Raw genomic sequence first — 21,026 nt, 5'->3', positions numbered from 1 at the left:
TGCTTTTAGCGGCCCGATGGCGCAGCAGCTGGTTGTTGGGCTTGTTGCTGCGCTTGCTGTTGAGCGGCCTGCTGGCGAATCGCAACCAACATTTGTTGGATGGTTTGCGTAACCTGCGCACCTTGACGAGATGGGCGCCAATCAGCTGGCGGTACGATTTGCACAGTTGGGATCTTAGCGTTCAAAGAAGCTGACACCAGCGGGCTGATGTCGCCACCCTCTGCAACAAATTGAACCGTCTCAGGTGCAATCAGCATCACAATTTGCTGCTGCTGAACGACTTCACTCAAAGCTTCGGAATAACGAACAAGGATTTGTTCGACGGCAAAAATCGTCGCACCGTTCACCTGGCTAGTGAGTCCAGCGATTTCGCCTTGAACCGATTGAATTTGCGAGAAACTCGGAGCGCTCTGCATTGCATTCTGTTCGGCCTCGTCGAGCTGGCCGTTGTTGTCCGTGTCAAACGGAAGGATGAGCTGAGACAATTCCTGTTGCTTGGTCTGCAACTGTTGGATTTGCGCAGAATAAGTCGTGTTGATCTGGCTTGAAGCTGTTTGGAAAGCAGTCGTGCCAAGAATTGATGAAGCAACGTCAGCAGTTGCAACGCGGCCTTCGACCTGAGCGTTTGCTGGCGCAGCAGCAGCGAAAACGGCGCAAGCGGCAAGGCCTGCTGCACGTAGAGTTTTTGTAAAACGGGTCATTAGAATTGTGTTCCTACGTTAAACGTGAGTGTCTTTTCGTCATCCCCTTCGACCTTGCGGATCGTTTGGGAGAAATCGATGCGGAAAGGACCGAAGGGTGAATTCCAGTTCACACCGATCCCTGCTGTGATGCGAGGGCTGGGCGAATCGCCAACGAAAATCTCGCTGAAATTGGAGCTACTGATAGCATTCGGGGTCACGCCGTCGGCGGCGATGGGGTTTTCAGTTGTAAAGAACCCGACGTCGATGATTTGGTTGCCATTCGCATCAAGCACCGCGTCACCATTGCCGTCAACCCGTGGGGTTTCTACCAACTCTTCAAAGAAGGCAGTTTCGACCAACGCCGGTGTCTCAAGTCCCCAAAGCGCGCCCACATCTAACCAGATTGATGGGCGAAAGCCAAGTTCACGCGCACCCGTGCCCAGCGGAATTTCCAGCTCTGCACGGCCCAGATAATAGTACCGGCCGCCCAACGCATCGTCACGTTGAAGGTCACGGTCTTGGTTGAACAAGACATTGCCGTCGTCATCCAACAAAGCGAGGCGTGCGTTCTGTGGATCTGTAAGCGGCGCCTGCCTTAAGACGCGCGGACCAACTCCGCGAATATCGAACCCGCGGAACTGGGGCTCACCAAGGAAGAACCTGTCGGTGAGAAAGACATCATCAATCCCTTCACCAGTACGTTCGCGTAAAGGTATCACAGCGCCGCCTTCAAGCGAGGCTGAGAAGATGAAACCTGAATTGAAGGCGTTCCAGAACTGCGTCCCCTTCCCTCGGAAACGAAGGTAGCGAACATCGCCGCCAAGCCCCGCAAATTCAGTGCTCAGCGACACTTGGCGCCCAGCGGTCGGACGGAAGCCTGAGTTCAGTGTGTTGTAATTGAGGCTGAGACCTAAAATCGAGCTCAGGCGATTGCCGAGCTGATCGCAAAGAAAGCGACCTGCCACTTCCGAATCACAAATATCTTCTGGACTATTGCCGCGAATATTGTCGTTGTTAGAGTCAGTGAAGAACAGACTCTCATCCAAGGCCACTTCGTCATAGTTCAGCGTATAGCTGCCAATCAACGACATGAATTCTGTAAGCGGCACACCGGCACGTATAGCGCCACCGGTGGTGGATTGTTCGAAGGTATTGTTACGGTCGCCATCAAAGGTGTTGAAGCTGTTGAAGTCGCGGCGATAGATATCCGCGCCTGCCGAAATATTCCGGTCAAACAGGTAAGGTTCAGTAAAGCTCACCTGCGCCGAACGCGAAAACTGTGAGAAGTTCAGCGAAAGACCAACGGTTTGACCGCGGCCACGGAAGTTACGTTGGCGGATGGAGCCAGACAGAATGAACCGCTCAATCGAAGAGAAACCAGCGGAGAATTGGAGCTCGCCGGTTGGTTGTTCTTCAACATTGGCTTCAAGCACGATCCGGTCTGGCGCAGAGCCTTCTACTTGACTCACTTCGAAATTCTCTTGGAAGTAACCCAGCGAGTTGATCCTTGCGGTCGTCCGTTGGACACCCAGAGAGTTGAACGCGTCGCCTTCTGAAATACGGAACTCGCGGCGAACAACCTTATCTTGGCTAAGCGTGTTGCCGTTCACATCCACACGTTCAACATAAACACGAGGTGCCTGTCGCAGGATAAAGGTGATATCCATCGTCAGGTCTTCGGGATTACGATTAAAACGCGGCTGCACATCAGCAAACGCGTAACCGAACCGACCAGCCAGCTCTGTGAGCGATTCGACCGTGTCTTCGACGGTCTTTGCATCGTAAAAATCGCCTGTCTGAATGCTCAGACCCGATGCCAACGCATCGCCATCAAAGTCCCGCAGCTGGCTGTCCACCTCTACGTCGCCGAAGTTATAACGCTCGCCCTCTTCCACCACGTAGGTGATGATAAAGTCTTGCTGGTCAGGTGTAAGCTCAGCCACCGCAGAGACGACGCGGAAATCGGCATAGCCTTCGGTCAGATAAAACTGACGCAGCTTTTGCTGGTCAAAGGCCAGACGGTCAGGATCATAGCTGGTATTGGAGCTGAAAAAGCGGAAGATACGCGACTGTTTCGTCACCATCTCGCTGCGCAGTTCCCCGTCTGAGAAAACCTCATTCCCGATAATGTTGATCTGACGGACTTTAGATTTCGGCCCTTCAGTGATCTCAAAGACGATATCGACACGGTTCTGTGGGAGAGAAACCTGCTGCGGCTCCACAGTCGCGGCAAACCGACCCTGTCGTTTATACAGCTCGATAATACGCGCAACGTCGGCGCGGACTTTGGAGCGGGTAAATATCTGGCGCGGCGAAAGGCGAATTTCTGGCAGGATCTTGTCGTTCTTGATCCGCTCATTGCCTTCAAGAACAATCCGGTTGATCACCGGATTTTCTGTCACATTGATGACGACATTGCCGTTTTCATTGCGGATCGAGAAATTGGAAAAAAGCTCGGTTGCGCCCAAATCCTTCAACGCCTCATCCGCACCAGCAGATGTGTATTCCTGACCCACCCGAAGGCGGATGTAGGAAAGGATAGTCGTCGGCTCGAGGCGCTCCGCACCCACCACATTGATCGAGCGGATTGTGTCCACCGATGGTGTAGGTGCGGTTGCGGCTGCAGGTTTAGGTGCCGGCGTAGGCTGCGCGGCGGGTGCTGCTCCGTCTTGGGCAAACGCAGCAACGGGGACTCCGGCCAACATGGTGGCACCAGAAAGCGCAAGGCCAAAACGGCTCACTGCAGATTTGGCACCAGTATTTTTAGAAGACGCAAAGCTAACGCCTACTTGCTCACAAAGATTCATGGATGATCTATCCCGTCCAATCCGTAGTCAATGCGCCTGCCCCAAACGCTTGTGGTTTGGCCGTCCGGCCTTACCGCTTATTAAACAGCTTTCGCCTCTGCCCGATGCAGGTCGCAACGGTCAAGAAGGCTAAGCGCACTATGACCGGGCAATACACGATTGCCCGCCCCCTTTCTTCGATGACCTGTGCCTCTAACTCAGCACGCTCACGAAGCAAGCCCGATTATGCAGGCCAAGTTAGCTGCCAAACGGCAGCATTCCCGTGATGTCATTCCAGGTCACAACCACCATGAACAAAAGCACAAACGCGATGCCGCCACGATAGGCCCATTCAGTCGCCTGCGGACCAACCGGTTTACGGCGGATCGCTTCGGCGGCGTAAAAGGCCAAATGCCCGCCATCGAGTGCAGGGATTGGCAAGAAGTTGATGAATGCCAAATTAAGCGAGATGAGGGCAGCAAAATTCACAAAGGCGAGAAAGCCAAGGCTCATCTGCTCACCAGAATATTTTGCGATCTTAAGCGGACCACCCAGCTCTTTGATCGAACGCTCTCCGGTGAATATCTGTTTGATACCGGTCACCATCATGCCGGTAATCTCCCAACAGCGCTGGGCTGCGAGTGGCACTGCGCTAAGAAGGCCAACTTCTTCAAACTCATACCGACCGCCAGCAGGTCCAACGCCAATTTGGCCAAGGACGCTTACATTGCCAAACGTGTCCGTATTCTCGATCCGTGCAGTAGTGAGGGGAATATCGACTTCATTACCATCGCGAACGACGGTAAAAACCATATCCTTGTCAGGATAAAGAACGATGTTGTTGCGAATTTCTTCAAAATCGCCGACGGCTTCCCCATCAATTTCGACAATCGTATCGCCGATCTGCATCCCGGCATCACGGGCTACCGATTCTTCGCCAAACTCACCCACGGTCCGCGAATCTTCTACACCTACAATGGTCGGGTTGCCGTAAATCGTAAAAAACGCGGCAAAGATTGCTATCGCGACCACAAGGTTAGTGACCGGCCCTGCCGCGACAATCAGAGCGCGTTTCCAAAGCGGTGCATTCTGGAAACTGCCGTCATTGGCATGGCCATTAACGGGTGCATCGGCATTTGGGATGCTCGCCGGGTTCATATCGCCTTTGAACTGAACATAACCGCCAAGTGGCAACCAAGACAGTTTCCACCGCGTGCCTTGTTTATCGGTCCAGCCGGCAATTTCTGAGCCAAAACCAATGGAAAAGGCCTCTGCCTTCACACCAAACCAGCGGCCCACCAGATAGTGGCCAAGTTCATGCACAGTCACCAGCGGACCCAGCAAAGCCAAGAAGCCAATAAAGTACATCCAGAAAGGGGGCGATTCAAACAAGGGGTGCGCTCTCCAAAGCCTCAGCGCTGCGTATCCGCGCTTCGCTATCTATTGCGAGCACATCTTCAAGATTGCTCGGTGACGGGGCGTCATAACGCTCTAACGTCGCTTGTGCTACTGCCGTAATGCGACTGAACCCAATCTGACCAGCGAGAAACGCCTCTACAGCCACTTCATTCGCAGCATTCAGGATCGCTGGAGCTGCCCCGCCTGCCTCTATCGCTTCGCGAGCAATGCGGGTGGCGGGGAATAGTTCTTCATTGGGCGCCTCGAACGTTAACTCACCAATGCTCGCAAGGTCCAGCGGTTCAAGCGGGGTTTCCATGCGGTTTGGATAGGCAAGGCACGAAGCAATCGGCACGCGCATATCTGATGGTCCAAGCTGCGCCAACGTAGAGCGATCTCGGTATTCGACCATGGAATGAATGACGCTTTGCGGATGCACAACGATGCGCAGACGATCTAGACCAACAGGAAACAAGTGATGCGCCTCGATATACTCAAGCCCCTTGTTCATCATGGTCGCGCTGTCGACACTGATCTTTGCGCCCATTGACCAATTGGGGTGTGCCACCGCTTGTTTTGGCGTTGCCGCATTGATCGCTGCTGCGCCACTGGTGCGGAAAGGACCGCCACTTGCTGTCAAAGTGATGCGCGCAACGTCTTCAATTTTTCCGCCGGCAAGGCATTGAAAAATGGCGTTATGTTCACTGTCGGTGGGGAGAATTGTCGCGCCGTGCTTTGCCACCGCGCCGGTCATCACCTCACCTGCCGATACCAGCGCCTCTTTATTGGCAAGCGCAATCGTACCGCCGCGCTCAACCGCGGCCATCGTTGGCGCAAGGCCGGCACATCCCACAATCGCAGCAACAGTCATATCGACAGGACGCCGCGCCGCATCGCAAAGAGCCTGTGGTCCGCCAGCCACCTCAATTCCGCTGCCTTCAAGCGCTTCCTTCAATGCGGGCAGAGCGTTTTCATCACCCACGACCGCAAGTTCTACCGCAAATTCGCGGGCCAATTTGGCGAGCTCCTTCGCGCTAGAATGAGCAGTCAGCGTATCGACCTGCCATTGAGCCGGATTGCGCCGGATAAGATCGAGGGTGGACGCCCCGATGGAACCGGTCGCACCCAAAACGGTGATTGTGCGGTTCATCAGTAACCTACAATTGCGGGCACGAAAGCAAAGAGGAAAAGGACAAAGAACACCGCGATAAAACCGTCAAGCCGATCAAACACACCGCCGTGCCCAGGGATAAGATTACTAGAATCTTTGACACCAGCGCGCCGTTTCATCCAGCTTTCAAAGAAGTCGCCAGCTTGCGCGATGACCGCGATCAAAATGCCTGCGCTAACAGCTCCCGCGAGGCTACCGATAGAGTACCCCGGCATCGCGGCCGCAGGTCCAAAATCCGCAGCTTCCACCGCTAAAGCGACAAGAGCGGCAGCACCTGCTCCGCCGACAAACCCCGCCCAGGTTTTTGAAGGGCTGATCGAAGGGGCGATCTTGGGGCCGCCGATCAACCGGCCTGAGAAGTATGCACCAACGTCGACAGCGATAATAGGGACGAAAAATGCGAAGAGAACCGACCACATATCATAGCCAAGCGTTGCTCCTTCTCCGACCAAGAACCCCCAGCCGTTGCGCACTGCAATCATCGCAAGGGCCGCACCGCCCACATAAATCGCACCGAGAAATTGCCAAGCAACTTCACCAACCGCAGAAATGCCAAAGCCGCGCGCGAGAAGGTTCCATTCCCACAGCACAAGCCCAGCAAGCAGGATCACGAAACCAATCCAGAACCAACCGCCCAGCCAAAGTGCGATGACCGAAACAGCAATCATCGCAACTGCAGATACGAAGCGAACCGGCAAATCCGAAGTGCCCTTAGGCCCGCTTACATTTTTGTCTTTAGCGTCCCCCATAGCGCCTCTCCCTTTGCGCAAAATCTCCTAGGGCCTCAGCTAGATGCTCAGGCTTAAAATCCGGCCAAAGCGTGTCGACAAACAGCATTTCGGCATAGGCGGACTGCCATAGAAGGAAATTGGACAGGCGAATTTCGCCACTTGTACGGATGAGCAGGTCAAGCGGCGGCAAATCGGCGGTATCAAGGTTCGCTGCTATGCGCTCTGGCGTCACCTCGCCTGCACTCGCAGCAAGTGCCGCAGCGCGCGCTATTTCATTCTGTGATCCATAGTTTAACGCCACCGCCAGGGTTTGTTTGCCGTTCGCGGTCTGCTCCAATGCTTCTTCGAGCATTTCAACGATATCAGGAGCTAGCCCGTGCCAATCGCCGATAATCTTCAGCTTCACATCGTTCGCTACAAATTCTGCAAGGTCCGATTTGATGAATTTGCGCATGAGGTTCATGAGGTCATCCACCTCACCTTCAGACCGCTTCCAGTTTTCGGAACTAAAAGCGTAAAGCGTCAGGCAGTCGAGGTTCATCGGCTTCAAAGCGCGCACAAGACGGCGCACCGCCTCAACCCCGCGTTGATGACCAAGCGCGCGCGGCATAGCCCGTTTCTTCGCCCAGCGACCATTGCCATCCATAATGATAGCAACGTGCTTGGCACCTGTGTCTGAGCTCTTGCTCAAGCCCTACCCCTCAGTTCCAACCTCAGCCCGTAACGTTCTTACTGGGTCAGGATTTCTTGAACCTTCTTCTCAATCGCCGCATCGATATCTGCGACATATTTATCGGTAAGCTTTTGAACCTCATCTTCCAAACGCTTGCGCTCATCTTCCGAGATGTCCTTCGCTTTTTCATCAGCCTTGAGGCATTCCATCCCATCACGGCGAACATTGCGAGCCGCGATCTTGGCCTTTTCGCCATATTCCCCGGCGAGTTTCGCCAGATCTTTACGGCGATCTTCGGTAAGATCGGGCATTGGCAAACGGATCGTTTGGCCATCGGTCATGGGGTTAAGGCCAAGATTTGCCTTAGAAATCCCTTTCTCAACCGCGCTCACATTGCTTTTGTCCCACACCTGCACGGCAAGCATACGCGGCTCCGGCGCAGAGACGGTTGCAACTTGGCTTAATGGCATCATCGCGCCGTACACTTCAGCAACCACCGGATCGAGCAAAGCGGTGTTAGCGCGCCCTGTGCGAAGACCCGAAAGGTCGCCTTTGAGTGATTCAACGGCGCCGTTCATGCGGCGATCGATATCGGACTTATCATATGTTGGCATGATTGTACTCTTCAGTCTTTTTGGACAATTGTCTGGACGCCCTCGCCTGAGAGCACCTTTGCGACATTGCCTTTTTCGCGGATTGAAAAGACCACTAGCGGAATGGCGTTCTCACGGCAAAGGGCAACGGCGGTTGCATCCATAACCTTAAGATTGTCAGCCAGTACTTGGTCATAAGTGATGGTGTCAAAGCGCGTCGCATCAGGGTTATGCTTGGGATCGCTGTCATAGACCCCGTCAACGCTTGTGCCTTTCAGCAGCGCATCGCAGTTCATCTCAGCAGCCCTAAGCGCCGCGCCTGTATCGGTCGTAAAGAACGGGTTGCCCGTGCCCGCTGCAAATATCACGATCCGCCCCTTCTCAAGGTGACGTTCAGCACGGCGGCGGATGTAAGCTTCGCACACGCTGGCCATGGGGATTGCGGATTGAACGCGGGTTTGAACACCCAGCTGCTCCAGCGCATTTTGCATTGCGAGCGCGTTCATGACGGTTGCCAGCATGCCCATATAATCGCCCGTGGTCCGGTCGAGCCCTTTGGCCGCCGCCGAGATACCCCGGAAGATATTGCCCCCGCCAATCACGAGGCACACTTGAATGCCGCTATCCTTCGCCGCCTTCACCTCTTCGGCAAGGCGCGCGACATATTCCGGATCAATGCCATATTCCTGATTCCCCATCAGCACTTCGCCTGAAAGCTTAAGGAGAACGCGTTTGATGGGAGGAAGGGTCATAGGCAGCGGTGCTCTCTTGTGGCGTGTTTATAGCTGCACGCGGCCTTATCGGCAGGGCAGCATAATGCCAAGGGGCATGATGTCGAGAGCCGGACAAATGATACAGCGAATCCGCTGCTTGGACAAAGCTGCGCCTTTTCCGGCTCATGTTGCTCAGATGATGAATGCAGATTCTGTCCACCCAAGTGTGAATTTTGACATCGGACATACTTGGCAGGTCAGGACGTGCACAAATAGCCGTCTGCTGCCGAACTTCGGAAAACAAAGCGTTAATCGAAAAACCAGCTACTCAAGCGTGATTAAGAAAATTTACGGCAACAAATGCACACACTTTTGACTATGGCCGACTGCCAAAATCTAGGGGAAAACAGTAAGGTGCATATTTATGTACCTTCATGGCCTCGTTATCGTTTACTGAATTGATTGCTCATAATAAAGACAGGCAGATCGTGATTAAGCGCACCATAAGTAATAGAATTGCATTATCCGTTGCCATTTGCGCAGCACCTATTTCACTTGCTTCTTGTGGCGGAGGCGGGTCTGCGCCGACACCCACTCCGGTTGCGACTAACGCTGCGCCTTCTTTTTCTTCTGCAAATACGGATTCCGTGACGGAGAATACAAGCGGCTTCACGTATTCGGCGACCGCAACTGATCCGGATAGTGACACACTTACGTTTTCCATTTCCGGTGGGCCCGATGCAGATAGTTTCTCACTTTCAAACGCTGAACTCTCATTTGCCCAAACGCCGGATTTTGAGCGCCCGACTGATGCCGACCGTGACAATGTCTATGAAATCGCTCTCCAAGTCTCGGATGGACGCGGTGGTTCAGATACTCTCAATCTCTCAATCTCTCGATCTCGGTTACTAACGACAAAGAGGGGATCGCAGTCACTCGAATAGCAACCGGGTTCGATAACCCCGTTGCTCTCGGGTTTTTACAATTCAGAGGGGTCACAGGGCTCGAGCCTCAGGGTCGTATTGCTCTTGCCCAAAGCAATGGCGAGATTTTTGATGTCGACGGAACCACTGGGCAGCAGACCCTATTGACTGATGTGTTTAATGGTCAGGCACGCGGAGAACTCTTGGCGCTTGGTTTTAACAACAAAGGCCGGGTGAACTTCTATTCAGGTCTCTATGGCGTCGTCAGGGAATCCAACGGCAGGGTATTCATCCAGCGCTATTCTCGAGCGCCAATCAATGAGGTTGAATTGCTACCTTCTGGGTCTGAACCTGTCTCAGCCAAAATCTTTGACGGGGTCGATTTTTCAGGGACTACTGATTTTTTCCTAACTCTTTCAGACGAAAATGGGTCATTCGCACAAGATCTTATGTCGCTGCGTGGAAAGCTGATCTCACTCGAAGGACAAGATCCATTCTCAGGTGCCAGCATTAGTCGTGGCGGCTTCAACACGCTCATTGTCGGCACCGGCATTCGCAATTCGGGTGGTGCTGGTGTGATTGGAAATCAAATCCTTTTGAGTGATCAAGGTGAGGCAGTTGAACACGAATTGAACTTCTTCGACCAGAATGCCCGGCCACTTGATTTTGGTTGGCCAGGACGAGAAGGTACTCAAGGAATTGGGAATAATCCTCCAGCGTCTGTCGTTGGACCTACCATCGCCTATGAGTTTGGAACCGGGCTCGATCAGGGCACTGGTGTCATTTTCGGGGGGGTTTTTACAGGCCCTGATACTGAACTTGATAACGCCTACGTCTTTGGCGATGCATCTGGCACAATCTGGTCTGTCCCATTCGATGACTTAACGAGTGGTTTTTTGTTGCGACCCGAACAGATGGACCGAAGAACCTCAGACTTTGAGCCGGACGTTGGCGCTATTGATTCGCCAGTTGCATTCATCGTCGATGACATGGACAGACTATTTATCCTCGACAGCGATGGCGAATTGTACCGGGTCGATGCGTCATGATGCACCTCAATTGCCTCAATAACTAGAACTGAAAGCTGCCCCCGAATTCTCTCTCTTGCGGGAAACCCTTTCTTGTTGAACCGATAAGTTTTTGCGAAAGTAAGGATTGAATTGTGCCAAGATAAGACTGGAATCCCGCATTCGCAGGACTTCACAAAACCCACAGCATGCCGTTCCTAAAGGCAGGGCCGGTGGCCGACCATTACCATTCAAATTCCATCCTCGACTGGCTTTGATAAGCAAAACCTCCGCTTCAATTGAACCGCATGCTCCACTAGAACAGTGCAATGAGGAGCTTTCGACCGACTCTTGTCGCTCTGCTCGCCGCGGTTGCGATCTTTGCTATCCTTAAACAATCACGCGAGATATTGTTTGAAGCCTTTCCCAATCCAGTGTTTGAGATATTTCTCTACTCCTTCCCAAATTTTGCGGAAGGAATTGTCGGTTTTCTTATGACGGCAATGTTGCTCACGCAAGCTTCATGGAAAGTGGAGTTGCTTGGACGTTTCTTCACTCTTCCTCGCCTATGCATCGTCACGACTTTGGGAGTAGGCACCTATGTGATCACACAGGAATTGGGGCTCCATCATGTCGGCGGAGCGCAGGTTTATGACCCGTATGATATCGCCTTCTCAATCGCCGGGTTGATCGCTGGATTGGTCATATTCATGTGGCTTGGACCTAAAGAGGCACCATGAGTTTTCCCACACGGTCGTTAGCTGTTAGCTTCGTTTGACCCTCTTTTAATCCAAATGCCAAGCCAATTGTTTCATTGATGCGGCGCCACGGCTGTATCTTATAAACTAAACCCCCGCCGTGCCCTATTGCGACTCGCAAAGCAAAGCGGCCGCCGAACCCTTGGATCCGACGGCCGCTTGAATTGGCTTATTGAGAGAAGCGCTTAGCCGCCAACAGCAGCTGCAACTTCTGCTGCAAAGTCGCTCTCTTCTTTCTCAATGCCTTCACCCAGCTGGAAGCGGACGTAGTCTTTGAGAACGACCGAACCGCCATTGTCCTTACCGAACTTGGCAACCGTGTCTTCGACGGTAGTTTTGTTGTCCATCACGAACATCTGGCTGAGCAGAGCGTTCTCCTTGGCAAACTTGCGAATCGCGCCTTCGACCATTTTCTCTTGCACGTTCTCAGGCTTGCCGCTTTCGGCTGCCTTCTCTTGTGCAATCGCGCGCTCACGCTCAATCACGTCAGCATCAAGGCCGTCAGCGTTGAGAGCCTGCGGGAACATGGAGGCAATGTGCATGGCAAGCTGTTTACCGAACGGCGTCAGCGTGTCGGCGGCAATATCGCTTTCCAAAGCAACGAGCACACCGATTTTGCCAAGGCCTTCCGCCGCCGCGTTGTGAACGTAGGAAACGACCGCGCCGCTCTCTACGGCAACGGTTTTCATCCGGCGAACTTGTTGGTTCTCACCAATCGTCGCAACGTTATCGGTCAGCTTGTCAGCAACCGTGCCGCCCTCAGGGTAGCCAGCAGCTTTCAGAGCTTCGACATCGTCACCGTCCACGCCAAGCGCCGCAGTGGTGGTGTTGCTTACGAAGGCTTGGAATTGGTCGTTCTTGGCCACAAAGTCGGTTTCAGAGTTAACCTCAACCGCAACGCCGCGGGTGCCTGAGACGGCGACGCCAACGAGGCCTTCAGCAGCCGTACGGCTTGACTTCTTTTGTGCGGTTGCAAGGCCTTTTGCGCGCAGAGCGTCAACCGCTGCGTCGATGTCGCCATCAGCTTCAACGAGGGCTTTCTTTGCATCCATCATGCCTGCGCCAGACAGTTCGCGCAGTTTCTTCACATCAGCAGCGGTAAAAGCAGCCATGGTGATTTCCTTTTGATAGTTTAGGGGCGCCGGAAAGCTCCTAAGGCAAGGAGCATGACCGGCGCGCTAGATTGAGTTTGTGAGGCGTTGAATTACGCTTCGGCAGCCGGTGCTTCAGCAGCGGCAGCGGGCGCTGCTTCTTCAGCAGGAGGCGTGTCCATCGCACCAAAGTCTTGGCCCGATTGCTCAACAGCCTGACCACGGCCAGCATTCGCTGCATCACCGATAGCCTGACAATAAAGACGCACAGCGCGGCTGGCATCGTCATTGCCGGGCACTGGGAATGCAATGCCGGTTGGATCGGTGTTGGTGTCGAGCACGCAGATCACTGGAATGCCCAGAACAGCCGCCTCTTTAATAGCGAGCTCCTCTTTGTTTGCGTCGATCACGAACATCACGTCTGGAACACCGCCCATATCGCGGATACCGCCAAGCGAAAGCTCAAGCTTGTCACGCTCACGGGTGAGTTGCAGAACTTCTTTCTTGGTGAAGCCGCTAGTGTCGCCTGAAAGCTGCTCTTCGAGGGTCTTGAGACGCTTGATCGAACCGCTGATGGTTTTCCAGTTAGTGAGCATACCGCCGAGCCAACGGTGGTTCACAAAGTGCTGACCCGAAGCGCGGGCCATTTCAGCCACAGGCTCCTGCGCCTGACGCTTGGTACCAACGAACAGAACCTTGCCGCCAGCGCGAACGGTATTTTCAACAAAGTCGAGTGCGCGCGCAAAAAGCGGAACGGTTTGTGAAAGGTCGAGAATGTGAACGCCATTACGCGCGCCGAAGATATACGGCTTCATGCGTGGGTTCCAGCGGTGGGTTTGGTGGCCGAAGTGTGCGCCGGCCTCAATCAATTGCTGCATGGTGACGGTAGTGGTCGCCATAGGTATAGTTCCTTTCCGGTTAGTCCTCTGAGCAAGCCTTTGTGACCTTTGGCGGAGATCCCGCCGTGGCACCGGTATGTGCGCTTACCCATGTGAATTTCGTTTGCGCCTGCGGAACGAGTGATTCGCACCCCATTCGAAACGAGTGCGGGCCACATAGAACCCTCTTCCCACAAAATCTAGTGCCTTGTGCAAGAGAAAGAACACAAATGGAACAAACTGCTTGACGAACTGGAACACTTAGGGAACAAAGGAGCGGAACAAAGATCGAACGATGCGGTCAACGCAATATCAACTTCCGATAGAACGTAGAGTTGATCGCCGGGAATAGAGATGAGGTAACCGATATGATGATTGCAATGACCATAACCTGCCTTTTTGTCATTGCGGCATTGACGGCCGGGCTTACCTTGCTCGACACATGGTTCGAAGCGCGCACCGCATTCTGGAGCGTTTTTCGTGAGCAGCAATTGTTGGATGCGGGGTTTGTTCCCCAGGTCAAGGCGAGTGAAACACGGCTTCGTCAACCCCTACACCGCACGGCCCCGCGTGCGCCGCGCGCTCGTGTTCGCAGGAGTGGGTTTGGCGGCGCAAAACGTTCCAACCTTGGTGCAACCCAAGTCTTTGGTTGAATTAGACTACGTCTAGGCCCGATCGCGCTTGATCTTACCATATTTGAACAGGGCGTAGGGCATGAGTGCAAGATACCCTGCGCTGATCGCGGTAAGCGTCCACCAAGTCTCTAGCAACACGCCAGCAAATAATAGCCCAACAAGCGCGATAACCCATATGCGTACGTCGCGTTGAGGGCGGATAGCGGTCCAACTGAGCGTCGCCATATTGGAAATCAGGAGTGCAGCGATCACCGATACCCAAAGGGCAAGGAAGATCGGATCGCGCAAAAATGGTTCTCTAATTTCGATCCACAGAATCAGCGGAGCAAGAGCAAGCCCTCCCCCAACTGGCGCAGGCACTCCGGTTAAGAAGCCGGCCGATTTATGCGGCTGATCTTCGACGTCGATCATGGCGTTAAATCGCGCCAGTCGCAGTGCCATACAAATCGCAAAACCAAGAGCTGCAAACCACCCAAAGCTGGGCAAGCTCTTTAATGACCACATGAACAACACCAGTGCCGGAGCGATGCCGAACGACACACAATCAGCAAGGCTATCGAGTTCCGCACCAAACCGCGATTGCGCATTCAGCATACGAGCAATGCGGCCATCCATCCCATCCAAAATTCCGGCGAGCAGGATCGCAAGCACCGCGAATGACCAATTCTCGTCGACTGCAAAACGAATTGCAGTAAGCCCCGAGCACAAAGCCGCAGCTGTCACCGCATTGGGAAGCATGGCGCGAAGGCTTAGACCGGTGCGCTCGTCGGCGACATCGGGAATATCCAGCAAGGGGTCCGCCAGATCAGCGTTCTCATCTTCAGCCGCCTTTGGGCCTACTCGCGGGGCAGAGGTGCCCGCGCCGTCAGTTGAGTGCGAAGGACCGCTCATGAAAGGCTCCGAGACGCGGCTATTGCGCTATCCCTTCGAGAAGGGCCGTCGCGCCGATTTCTGCAAGGATGGTCTCGCCTGCAACGATCCGTTGTCCCATAAGAACCTTGGGCTGTGTACCAGCAGGAAGATACACATCGACCCGGCTTCCAAACCGAATAAGGCCCACACGTTGGCCCTTAGCCACGGTATCACCCGGCTTCACAAATGGCACAATCCGCCGAGCCACAAGGCCGGCGATTTGGGTAAAACCGATCATCAAACCATCACTGCGCTCGATCAGAACAAGTTGACGCTCGTTTTCCTCACTCGCCTTATCGAGGTCGGCGTTCACAAACTTGCCCGGAATATAAACCACGCGTTGCACAGTGCCCGCGATAGGAGCCCGGTTTATGTGCACATCGAACACGCTCATAAAAATGGAGACCCGCGTCACTGGGCCGTTTGGTAGGCCCGGGACGCCTGAACCATCATCGCCGAGCATCTCGCGCGGAGGCTCCATCGTTTGGATCAACGTCACAAGACCATCAGCAGGGGCGACGATGGATTTGTCGTCTTGTGGTACCACACGTTCCGGATCACGGAAGAATGCGAACACCCCCAATGACAAAAGCAGAAGCGGCCAGCCAATGAACTGCCATCCGAAAAAGAGGGGCACCAACGCAATCGCTGCCGCGATCACACCATATTTGCGCCCTTCGGGATGAATAGTCGGCCAACCCCAGCTTGCCTCGCCGCGACCCTGATTATCGAGAATTTCACCTGCCATAGATCATCCATTTAGGCACTGCTGGCCCTTGGGACAACTGCCCCTTTGCCAAGCACGCGCCTTATCCCATTTTTGTGTGTGTTCAGGAGGTCTTACGAACAAAAACCGTTCCAGCCGAATATCCCGCACCAAAACTGCAAATGAGCCCTGTGTCGCCAGCGCTCAAATCGTCACTATGCGAGTGGAAGGCAATGATGGAACCGGCGCTTGACGTATTGCCATAGGTGTCGAGCACCGTTGGGCTTTCATCATCATTGGCTTCATGTCCCAATACGCGCTGAGCGATGAGGCGGTTCATTCCTGCATTTGCTTGGTGCAACCAAAGCCTGCGCAATGTTGTCGGGTCCATCTGCAGCCGTTTTGCTTCGTCGATGATCATCTGCGCGACCATCGGCACCACCTCTTTGAATACTTTGCGACCTTCTTGGATAAAAAGTTTGTCGGCATTACTCGCACTATCCGGCGCAGCACGATTCAAAAAGCCGAAGTTGTTGCGGATGTTGTTTGAAAAAACCGTTTTGAGCTTAGTGCTCAAGATTTCCCAATGTGCCTCGGGGGCAATCGCTTCATCTTCAACCAAAACTGCCGTGGCCACATCGCCAAAGATAAAGTGACTGTCCCGGTCGCGCCAATTGAGGTGGCCTGATGTGATCTCTGGGCTCACCACCAGAACGCTTTTCGCATTGCCTGCACGCACATAATCAGCCGCGGTCTGGATACCAAAAGTCGCAGAAGAACACGCGACATTCATATCAAAACCAAAACCTTCGATACCCAGCGCTTGCTGAATTTCGATAGCCATGGCGGGGTATGGGCGCTCCATATTGGATGCAGCACACAGCACAGCGTCCACATCCTCAGGTTTGCGCCCTGCCCTCTCAAGCGCTTGGAGCGCGGCAGTCACACCAATTTCACACATCATAGAGCGTTCGTCGTTGGAACGTTCGTCCCAGCGTGGGCTCATGATGTCTGGATCAAGGATCGGCGCCTTGCTCATGACGTGGCGCGCCTTGATGCCGCTGGCCTTTTCGATGAAGCCGACAGAGGAATAGGTAAGCGCTTCTACTTCGCCCGCCTCGATCGTTTCAGCGTTAGCCGTATTATAACGGTTAACATATTGGTTAAAGCTCTCGACCAGCTCTTCGTTTGTGATCGATTCTTCGGGCGTAAAGAGACCCGTCGAGGAGATCACCGGACGCCCGGTCAGAACTGCGCCATCAACCGCGCTATGCGTCGAAGTTTCGTTTGTTATTGTATCCTGCATGATGCGCACGAATAGGGCGGCTCACGGTGCGCTGCAAGCCACCATTTGCAGCGAAGTCCCATCGGGACGCCCGACTGATCCAGAAGTCCCCACTGATTAGGCTTGAAATGCAATCTTCTTGAGTTTCTCTCAAGCTGCCCATAGCTCGTTGGAATGACAGAATTCTTGTTGCTCGCCACGATCCTTCTCGCGGTCGGCGTTGTTGCGGTACCGATTGCAACACGCCTCGGTCTTGGATCCGTCCTAGGCTACCTCATAGCCGGTATGGCGATCAGCCCAGCGCTTACGACGCTTGGCGTCGATGTCATCTCGCTCCAACATTTTGCCGAGTTTGGCGTCGTGATGATGCTGTTCCTGATCGGCCTTGAGTTAGAGCCTCGCAAGTTGTGGGAGCTGCGAGTGAGGCTTCTTGGCCTTGGCGGTGGGCAAGTCCTCATCACCATGATGATTATGGCTGTCTATGCGCTTTTGGTGGGTAGTGCATGGCAAACCGCCCTTGCCGTTGGAATGATCCTCGCGCTGTCTTCGACTGCGATCATCTTACAAACTCTCGACGAAAAGGGCCTGATGAAAACAGAAGGCGGCCAATCTTCCTTCTCAGTCCTGCTGTTCCAAGACATCGCAGTTATCCCGATGCTCGCAATTATCCCGCTGCTGGCTGTCCCAGAACTTGCCGCTGAAGCCGCGAGCGCCGCAGGTGAACATGGCGCAGACGATCACAGTGGCAGCATCAATATACTTGAAGGCTTACCTGCGTGGGCGGCAGGGCTTGCGACCCTTGCGGCGATTGCATTTGTAGCTCTTGCCGGGAATTACCTAACCCGTCCGTTGTTCCGCTTTATAGCCATGGCAGGCCTGCGCGAGCTATTCACTGCGACGGCATTGCTTGTCGTGGTCGGCATCGCTTTATTGATGTCCGTAGTTGGCCTTTCCCCTGCTTTGGGGACATTCCTCGCAGGCGTGGTCCTCGCAAACAGCGAGTATCGGCACGAACTCGAAACAGACATAGAGCCATTCAAAGGCCTTTTGCTGGGTTTATTCTTCATCACAGTGGGTGCGGGCATCAACTTCGCATTGCTGTTTGACAGCTACGCCAGCGTACTTGGTTGGACCGCGGTTTTAGTCGGCACCAAAATCGCAGTCCTCTTCGCACTCGGCACATTCTTTGGCATCAAAGGGCAAGATCGTTGGCTATTTTCACTTGGCCTCGCACAAGCTGGTGAGTTTGGCTTCGTCTTGTTGAGCTTTGCTGTAGGCGCACATGTCCTGCCCGTTACGCTGGCGGATCAACTACTACTTATCGTTGCGATGTCGATGCTAATCACCCCGCTCCTCTTCATCTTTTACGACAAGGTTATCTTGCGGCATTACCAAAAGGGCCGCGAGCGCGCCTTTGATGACATTGACGAGCCATCAGACATCATTTTGGCAGGGCGCGGACGTGTCGGTGGAATTGTCGACCGAATGCTCGAAACCGCTGGTTACCGAACGACAGTGATCGACTATTCCTCTGCTCAGATCGACAGGTTGAGTAAATTTGGCATCCGCACCTATTTCGGTGACGCGGCGCGCCCCGACCTACTCAAATCTGCAGGTATTGAACAGGCACGGCTGATCGTGATTGCGATTGACGACAAAGAAGCGACCAACAAGCTTGTCTCTCACATCGTGAAGAATTTTCCCTACGTGCACATCGTTGCGCGCGCATATGATCGCGGTCACGTGTTTGAGCTGTGGTCGCTTGGTTGCCGTGACATTATTCGCGAGACCTATGACAGCAGCTTGCGCTTGGGCCGCTCCGCTTACGAAGCGCTTGGCATACCGCGCGAGCGAGCCGACGCCATGGCGCAAAAGTTCGAGGAATTGGACCGAAGCACGATGCTTCCAATGGCTCAGGCCTTCGTTTTCGGAACGCCGCCATGGGAAAATGAAGAAATGATCGCATTGATCAAGAAGCTGAGATCAGAATGGGACCCACTCTTCAAACACCAAATGGCCGAGATCATGGGCCAAGATGACTTGGAAGAATTGGACGAATTCGACAAGCTACCCAAGTCAGAAAGCGAATAACGCAACAATCGGAAGAACGGCCAGTGGTGGACAGGATAGGATTCGAACCTATGTACGCTTGCGCGGGCAGATTTACAGTCTGCTGCCTTTAACCACTCGGCCACCTGTCCACACATGGGCCTTGGAAAGAGCATCAATAACGCTGCTCAATCAATGAGCGCAAAGCCAAAGCTCCGCTGCCGAGAGGCGCCCCTTTGGCGAAGCTGTGCTTGCCTGTCAATGGGGGTACTGGCACAGGCGCACTCGAAACACACATTAAGTGAGAAAGATATGGCAAAAGGTGATCGCAAACGCGTGCTGCGAGGTCGTGCTGGTCGAATGAAGGGCGGGCGCGGTTCGGGCAAGGGCACAGCTGGTTCAGTGCGCCTGTGGGGCCGCCATCCGGTCGAGGCAGCTTTGAAGAACCCTACCCGTCAGCATCGCAAGCTCTGGGCAACACGCGAAGGCATCGAAACGCTGGACGGTGAACTACCGGCTGATTTTCCGGTCGAATATGCAGATGTCAGCGATCTTGCACGGCTGGTCGCCAAAGACGCGCCGCACCAAGGGCTCGTACTCGAATGTGAACCTCTTGAGGACGTCTTTCTTGATGAAGTGGCCAAGGGTGACCCTGTGCACCCTGTGGTCATTCTCGATCAGGTCACGGATCCGCACAATGTCGGAGCGATTCTGCGATCGGCCGCTGCCTTTGGCGCGGCCTGTATAATCACCCAAGACCGCCACGCCCCGCCTGAGGGCGGAGTACTTGCGAAATCTGCATCGGGCGCACTGGAAACCGTGCCTTGGGTTCGCGTGGTCAACCTGTCTCGCGCAATGGATGAACTGGCTGAGGCGGGATATTGGCGCATCGGACTTGCGGGAGAAGCCGAAACGACACTTTCAGAGAGCCTTTCCACCGGCCCGCTTGCAATAGTTTTAGGGGCTGAGGGCGAAGGCATGCGCCACAATATCGCAGGTCATTGTGATACGTTGGCGCGACTTCCAATCTCATCAGATATCGAAAGTCTTAACGTTTCGAATGCAGCAGCTATTGCATTATATGCCGTAGCCACCCGCTCAACCGACTAAGTGGGCATTTCCCAAGGGGGACAACAAATGACAATCGTGACGTCGACACGCACCTATGCAACCGCTCTAATAGCTGGGCTATCACTGCTTTTGACCGGGTGCTTCATCACACCGGGCAAATTCAATTCTGAGCTTGTTCTAACTCAAGATAACCAGTTCACCTTCACTTACGATGGGGAAATCTTCTTTCTTGGCCTCTCCAGCTTGGCTGAAATGGGCGCTTCGAGTGAAAAGTTTGAACCTGATGAATGTTACGATGAGAATACGTTTGAAGGGCGAGATTGTACGGAGACAGAGCTTGCCGAACAGCGTGAAGTTTGGGAATTGAATGCACCTGTTCGTGCGGCCAAGGCGCAAGAACAGGCAAAGCAGATGGGCGCAATTATGGGCGGAATTGATCCCAGCGATCCGCAAGCGTCTGCCGAGCTTGTTGAACTGCTATCACGTCAACGCGGTTGGGAACGGGTCATCGACAAAGGTAACGGCGTTTTTGACGTGCGTTACTCAGCCAGCGGCGACTTGAGCCACGACTTCATGTTCCCGCTGGTCGAAGGATTCCCTTCAACCAATCCATTTGTGCAAATCATTCTTCGTGAAGGAAATCTGGTGCGCGTCAATGCCCCCGGCTTTGCCGCGCAAGATGGCGCAAATCCGATTTTCGGAATGGTGGGCGGCATGGCTGGCCTTGGCGGAATGTCATCTCTTGCCAGCCAATCACCTGACGGCGAAGAAAACTCGAACATTCCGGTGCTAGAGGGAACCTTTACTATCGTTACCGATGGCCAGATTAAAGCCAATAACACGGACGAAGGATCCCGTGCAGATGCAAGCGGTGAACGTTTGGTCTGGGAGATTTCTCCGCGCACCAAGACCGCCCCAACCGCGCTTATCGATCTTACTTCGTAAGCCGTGCATAGAATAAGG

At 54.0% G+C, this 21,026-nt stretch carries 20 protein-coding genes and 1 tRNA gene; 6 read left to right on the top strand and 15 right to left on the bottom strand.

Annotation, left to right across the window (positions count from 1 at the left end):
• Positions 1 to 5: 5 nt before the first annotated feature.
• From ABJ205_RS06115 to ABJ205_RS06075, 9 genes are all read right to left on the bottom strand, one after another.
• Positions 6 to 701, bottom strand: a complete 696-nt coding sequence (locus ABJ205_RS06115) for an OmpH family outer membrane protein (protein ID WP_348156329.1) — start codon at positions 699 to 701, stop codon at positions 6 to 8.
• On the bottom strand, positions 701 to 3,388 hold the full coding sequence (gene bamA / locus ABJ205_RS06110; RefSeq protein WP_348156494.1) for an outer membrane protein assembly factor BamA: 2,688 nt from the start codon (positions 3,386 to 3,388) through the stop codon (positions 701 to 703). Before bamA ends, ABJ205_RS06115 begins: the two co-directional genes overlap by 1 nt.
• Before the next feature lie 339 nt (positions 3,389 to 3,727).
• The gene (rseP, locus tag ABJ205_RS06105) at positions 3,728 to 4,861 is read right to left on the bottom strand and encodes an RIP metalloprotease RseP (protein ID WP_348156332.1); all 1,134 of its coding nucleotides are present in this window, start codon (positions 4,859 to 4,861) and stop codon (positions 3,728 to 3,730) included.
• A complete protein-coding gene (dxr, locus tag ABJ205_RS06100) occupies positions 4,854 to 6,017 on the bottom strand; it encodes a 1-deoxy-D-xylulose-5-phosphate reductoisomerase (protein WP_348156334.1) in 1,164 nt (387 codons plus the stop codon). Before dxr ends, rseP begins: the two co-directional genes overlap by 8 nt.
• Positions 6,017 to 6,787 (bottom strand): phosphatidate cytidylyltransferase, encoded by a 771-nt coding sequence (locus ABJ205_RS06095; RefSeq protein ID WP_348156337.1) that lies wholly within the window; start codon positions 6,785 to 6,787, stop codon positions 6,017 to 6,019. Before ABJ205_RS06095 ends, dxr begins: the two co-directional genes overlap by 1 nt.
• A complete protein-coding gene (gene uppS / locus ABJ205_RS06090) occupies positions 6,774 to 7,415 on the bottom strand; it encodes a polyprenyl diphosphate synthase (RefSeq protein WP_348156496.1) in 642 nt (213 codons plus the stop codon). The genes ABJ205_RS06095 and uppS overlap by 14 nt, the downstream gene beginning before the upstream one ends.
• 83 nt (positions 7,416 to 7,498) lie before the next feature.
• Positions 7,499 to 8,056 carry a ribosome recycling factor gene (frr, locus tag ABJ205_RS06085; protein ID WP_348156339.1) on the bottom strand — a complete coding sequence of 186 codons (558 nt, stop codon included), beginning with the start codon at positions 8,054 to 8,056 and terminating at the stop codon, positions 7,499 to 7,501.
• A gap of 11 nt (positions 8,057 to 8,067) precedes the next feature.
• Entirely contained in the window at positions 8,068 to 8,787 is a 720-nt protein-coding gene (gene pyrH, locus ABJ205_RS06080) for a UMP kinase (RefSeq protein WP_348156342.1), read from the bottom strand.
• A gap of 427 nt (positions 8,788 to 9,214) precedes the next feature.
• Entirely contained in the window at positions 9,215 to 9,472 is a 258-nt protein-coding gene (locus tag ABJ205_RS06075; protein WP_348156345.1) for a hypothetical protein, read from the bottom strand.
• Between the two features lie 363 nt (positions 9,473 to 9,835).
• Between ABJ205_RS06075 and ABJ205_RS06070 the strand changes: the two genes are divergently transcribed.
• The gene (locus ABJ205_RS06070) at positions 9,836 to 10,720 is read left to right on the top strand and encodes a hypothetical protein (protein ID WP_348156347.1); all 885 of its coding nucleotides are present in this window, start codon (positions 9,836 to 9,838) and stop codon (positions 10,718 to 10,720) included.
• 287 nt (positions 10,721 to 11,007) lie between these two features.
• Positions 11,008 to 11,418, top strand: a complete 411-nt coding sequence (locus ABJ205_RS06065; RefSeq protein ID WP_348156350.1) for a hypothetical protein — start codon at positions 11,008 to 11,010, stop codon at positions 11,416 to 11,418.
• Positions 11,419 to 11,621: 203 nt separating this feature from the next.
• Here the strand turns inward: ABJ205_RS06065 and tsf are convergent, their stop codons facing one another.
• Complete coding sequence (tsf, locus tag ABJ205_RS06060; RefSeq protein ID WP_348156353.1) at positions 11,622 to 12,548, bottom strand: translation elongation factor Ts; 927 nt, start codon at positions 12,546 to 12,548, stop codon at positions 11,622 to 11,624.
• Between the two features lie 92 nt (positions 12,549 to 12,640).
• The gene (gene rpsB, locus ABJ205_RS06055; protein WP_348156356.1) at positions 12,641 to 13,426 is read right to left on the bottom strand and encodes a 30S ribosomal protein S2; all 786 of its coding nucleotides are present in this window, start codon (positions 13,424 to 13,426) and stop codon (positions 12,641 to 12,643) included.
• A gap of 359 nt (positions 13,427 to 13,785) precedes the next feature.
• Here rpsB and ABJ205_RS06050 point away from each other — a divergent pair, with 359 nt between their 5' ends.
• Complete coding sequence (locus tag ABJ205_RS06050) at positions 13,786 to 14,058, top strand: hypothetical protein (RefSeq protein ID WP_348156358.1); 273 nt, start codon at positions 13,786 to 13,788, stop codon at positions 14,056 to 14,058.
• A gap of 12 nt (positions 14,059 to 14,070) precedes the next feature.
• On the opposite strand, the gene ABJ205_RS06045 is transcribed toward ABJ205_RS06050, so the two are convergent.
• The 3 genes from ABJ205_RS06045 to ABJ205_RS06035 form a co-directional block, all read right to left on the bottom strand.
• Positions 14,071 to 14,931: a phosphatidylcholine/phosphatidylserine synthase gene (locus tag ABJ205_RS06045; RefSeq protein ID WP_348156361.1), complete on the bottom strand. Its 861-nt coding sequence runs from the start codon at positions 14,929 to 14,931 to the stop codon at positions 14,071 to 14,073.
• Positions 14,932 to 14,950: 19 nt separating this feature from the next.
• Positions 14,951 to 15,700 (bottom strand): phosphatidylserine decarboxylase, encoded by a 750-nt coding sequence (locus ABJ205_RS06040; RefSeq protein ID WP_348156363.1) that lies wholly within the window; start codon positions 15,698 to 15,700, stop codon positions 14,951 to 14,953.
• Positions 15,701 to 15,782: 82 nt separating this feature from the next.
• Entirely contained in the window at positions 15,783 to 16,964 is a 1,182-nt protein-coding gene (locus ABJ205_RS06035) for a beta-ketoacyl-ACP synthase III (RefSeq protein WP_348156365.1), read from the bottom strand.
• A 153-nt stretch (positions 16,965 to 17,117) separates the two neighbouring features.
• Between ABJ205_RS06035 and ABJ205_RS06030 the strand changes: the two genes are divergently transcribed.
• Entirely contained in the window at positions 17,118 to 19,034 is a 1,917-nt protein-coding gene (locus ABJ205_RS06030; protein WP_348156368.1) for a cation:proton antiporter, read from the top strand.
• 24 nt (positions 19,035 to 19,058) lie between these two features.
• On the opposite strand, the gene ABJ205_RS06025 is transcribed toward ABJ205_RS06030, so the two are convergent.
• A tRNA-Tyr gene (locus tag ABJ205_RS06025) sits at positions 19,059 to 19,144 on the bottom strand.
• 160 nt (positions 19,145 to 19,304) lie between these two features.
• Between ABJ205_RS06025 and rlmB the strand changes: the two genes are divergently transcribed.
• Complete coding sequence (rlmB, locus tag ABJ205_RS06020) at positions 19,305 to 20,102, top strand: 23S rRNA (guanosine(2251)-2'-O)-methyltransferase RlmB (protein WP_348156371.1); 798 nt, start codon at positions 19,305 to 19,307, stop codon at positions 20,100 to 20,102.
• Positions 20,103 to 20,129: 27 nt separating this feature from the next.
• Positions 20,130 to 21,008 (top strand): hypothetical protein, encoded by an 879-nt coding sequence (locus ABJ205_RS06015; protein ID WP_348156374.1) that lies wholly within the window; start codon positions 20,130 to 20,132, stop codon positions 21,006 to 21,008.
• The last annotated feature ends 18 nt before the right edge of the window (positions 21,009 to 21,026 follow it).

This window comes from Erythrobacter sp., assembly GCF_039988855.1.
Classification (GTDB): Bacteria; Pseudomonadota; Alphaproteobacteria; order Sphingomonadales; family Sphingomonadaceae; genus Erythrobacter.
Note: the sequence above shows the minus strand (reverse complement) of the source record. Positions and strands in the feature narration are given on the sequence as shown.

Coding starts and splice junctions, on each gene's coding strand:
- ABJ205_RS06115 (WP_348156329.1), bottom strand. CDS start 701: ATGACCCGTTTTACAAAAACTCTACGTGCAGCAGGCCTTGCCGCTTGC.
- bamA (WP_348156494.1), bottom strand. CDS start 3,388: ATGTTGGCCGGAGTCCCCGTTGCTGCGTTTGCCCAAGACGGAGCAGCA.
- dxr (WP_348156334.1), bottom strand. CDS start 6,017: ATGAACCGCACAATCACCGTTTTGGGTGCGACCGGTTCCATCGGGGCG.
- ABJ205_RS06095 (WP_348156337.1), bottom strand. CDS start 6,787: ATGGGGGACGCTAAAGACAAAAATGTAAGCGGGCCTAAGGGCACTTCG.
- uppS (WP_348156496.1), bottom strand. CDS start 7,415: ATGGATGGCAATGGTCGCTGGGCGAAGAAACGGGCTATGCCGCGCGCG.
- frr (WP_348156339.1), bottom strand. CDS start 8,056: ATGCCAACATATGATAAGTCCGATATCGATCGCCGCATGAACGGCGCC.
- pyrH (WP_348156342.1), bottom strand. CDS start 8,787: ATGACCCTTCCTCCCATCAAACGCGTTCTCCTTAAGCTTTCAGGCGAA.
- ABJ205_RS06075 (WP_348156345.1), bottom strand. CDS start 9,472: ATGGAAAACGTAAGTGTGTCACTATCCGGATCAGTTGCGGTCGCCGAA.
- ABJ205_RS06065 (WP_348156350.1), top strand. CDS start 11,008: ATGAGGAGCTTTCGACCGACTCTTGTCGCTCTGCTCGCCGCGGTTGCG.
- tsf (WP_348156353.1), bottom strand. CDS start 12,548: ATGGCTGCTTTTACCGCTGCTGATGTGAAGAAACTGCGCGAACTGTCT.
- rpsB (WP_348156356.1), bottom strand. CDS start 13,426: ATGGCGACCACTACCGTCACCATGCAGCAATTGATTGAGGCCGGCGCA.
- ABJ205_RS06050 (WP_348156358.1), top strand. CDS start 13,786: ATGACCATAACCTGCCTTTTTGTCATTGCGGCATTGACGGCCGGGCTT.
- ABJ205_RS06045 (WP_348156361.1), bottom strand. CDS start 14,931: ATGAGCGGTCCTTCGCACTCAACTGACGGCGCGGGCACCTCTGCCCCG.
- ABJ205_RS06040 (WP_348156363.1), bottom strand. CDS start 15,700: ATGGCAGGTGAAATTCTCGATAATCAGGGTCGCGGCGAGGCAAGCTGG.
- ABJ205_RS06035 (WP_348156365.1), bottom strand. CDS start 16,964: ATGCAGGATACAATAACAAACGAAACTTCGACGCATAGCGCGGTTGAT.
- ABJ205_RS06030 (WP_348156368.1), top strand. CDS start 17,118: ATGACAGAATTCTTGTTGCTCGCCACGATCCTTCTCGCGGTCGGCGTT.
- rlmB (WP_348156371.1), top strand. CDS start 19,305: ATGGCAAAAGGTGATCGCAAACGCGTGCTGCGAGGTCGTGCTGGTCGA.
- ABJ205_RS06015 (WP_348156374.1), top strand. CDS start 20,130: ATGACAATCGTGACGTCGACACGCACCTATGCAACCGCTCTAATAGCT.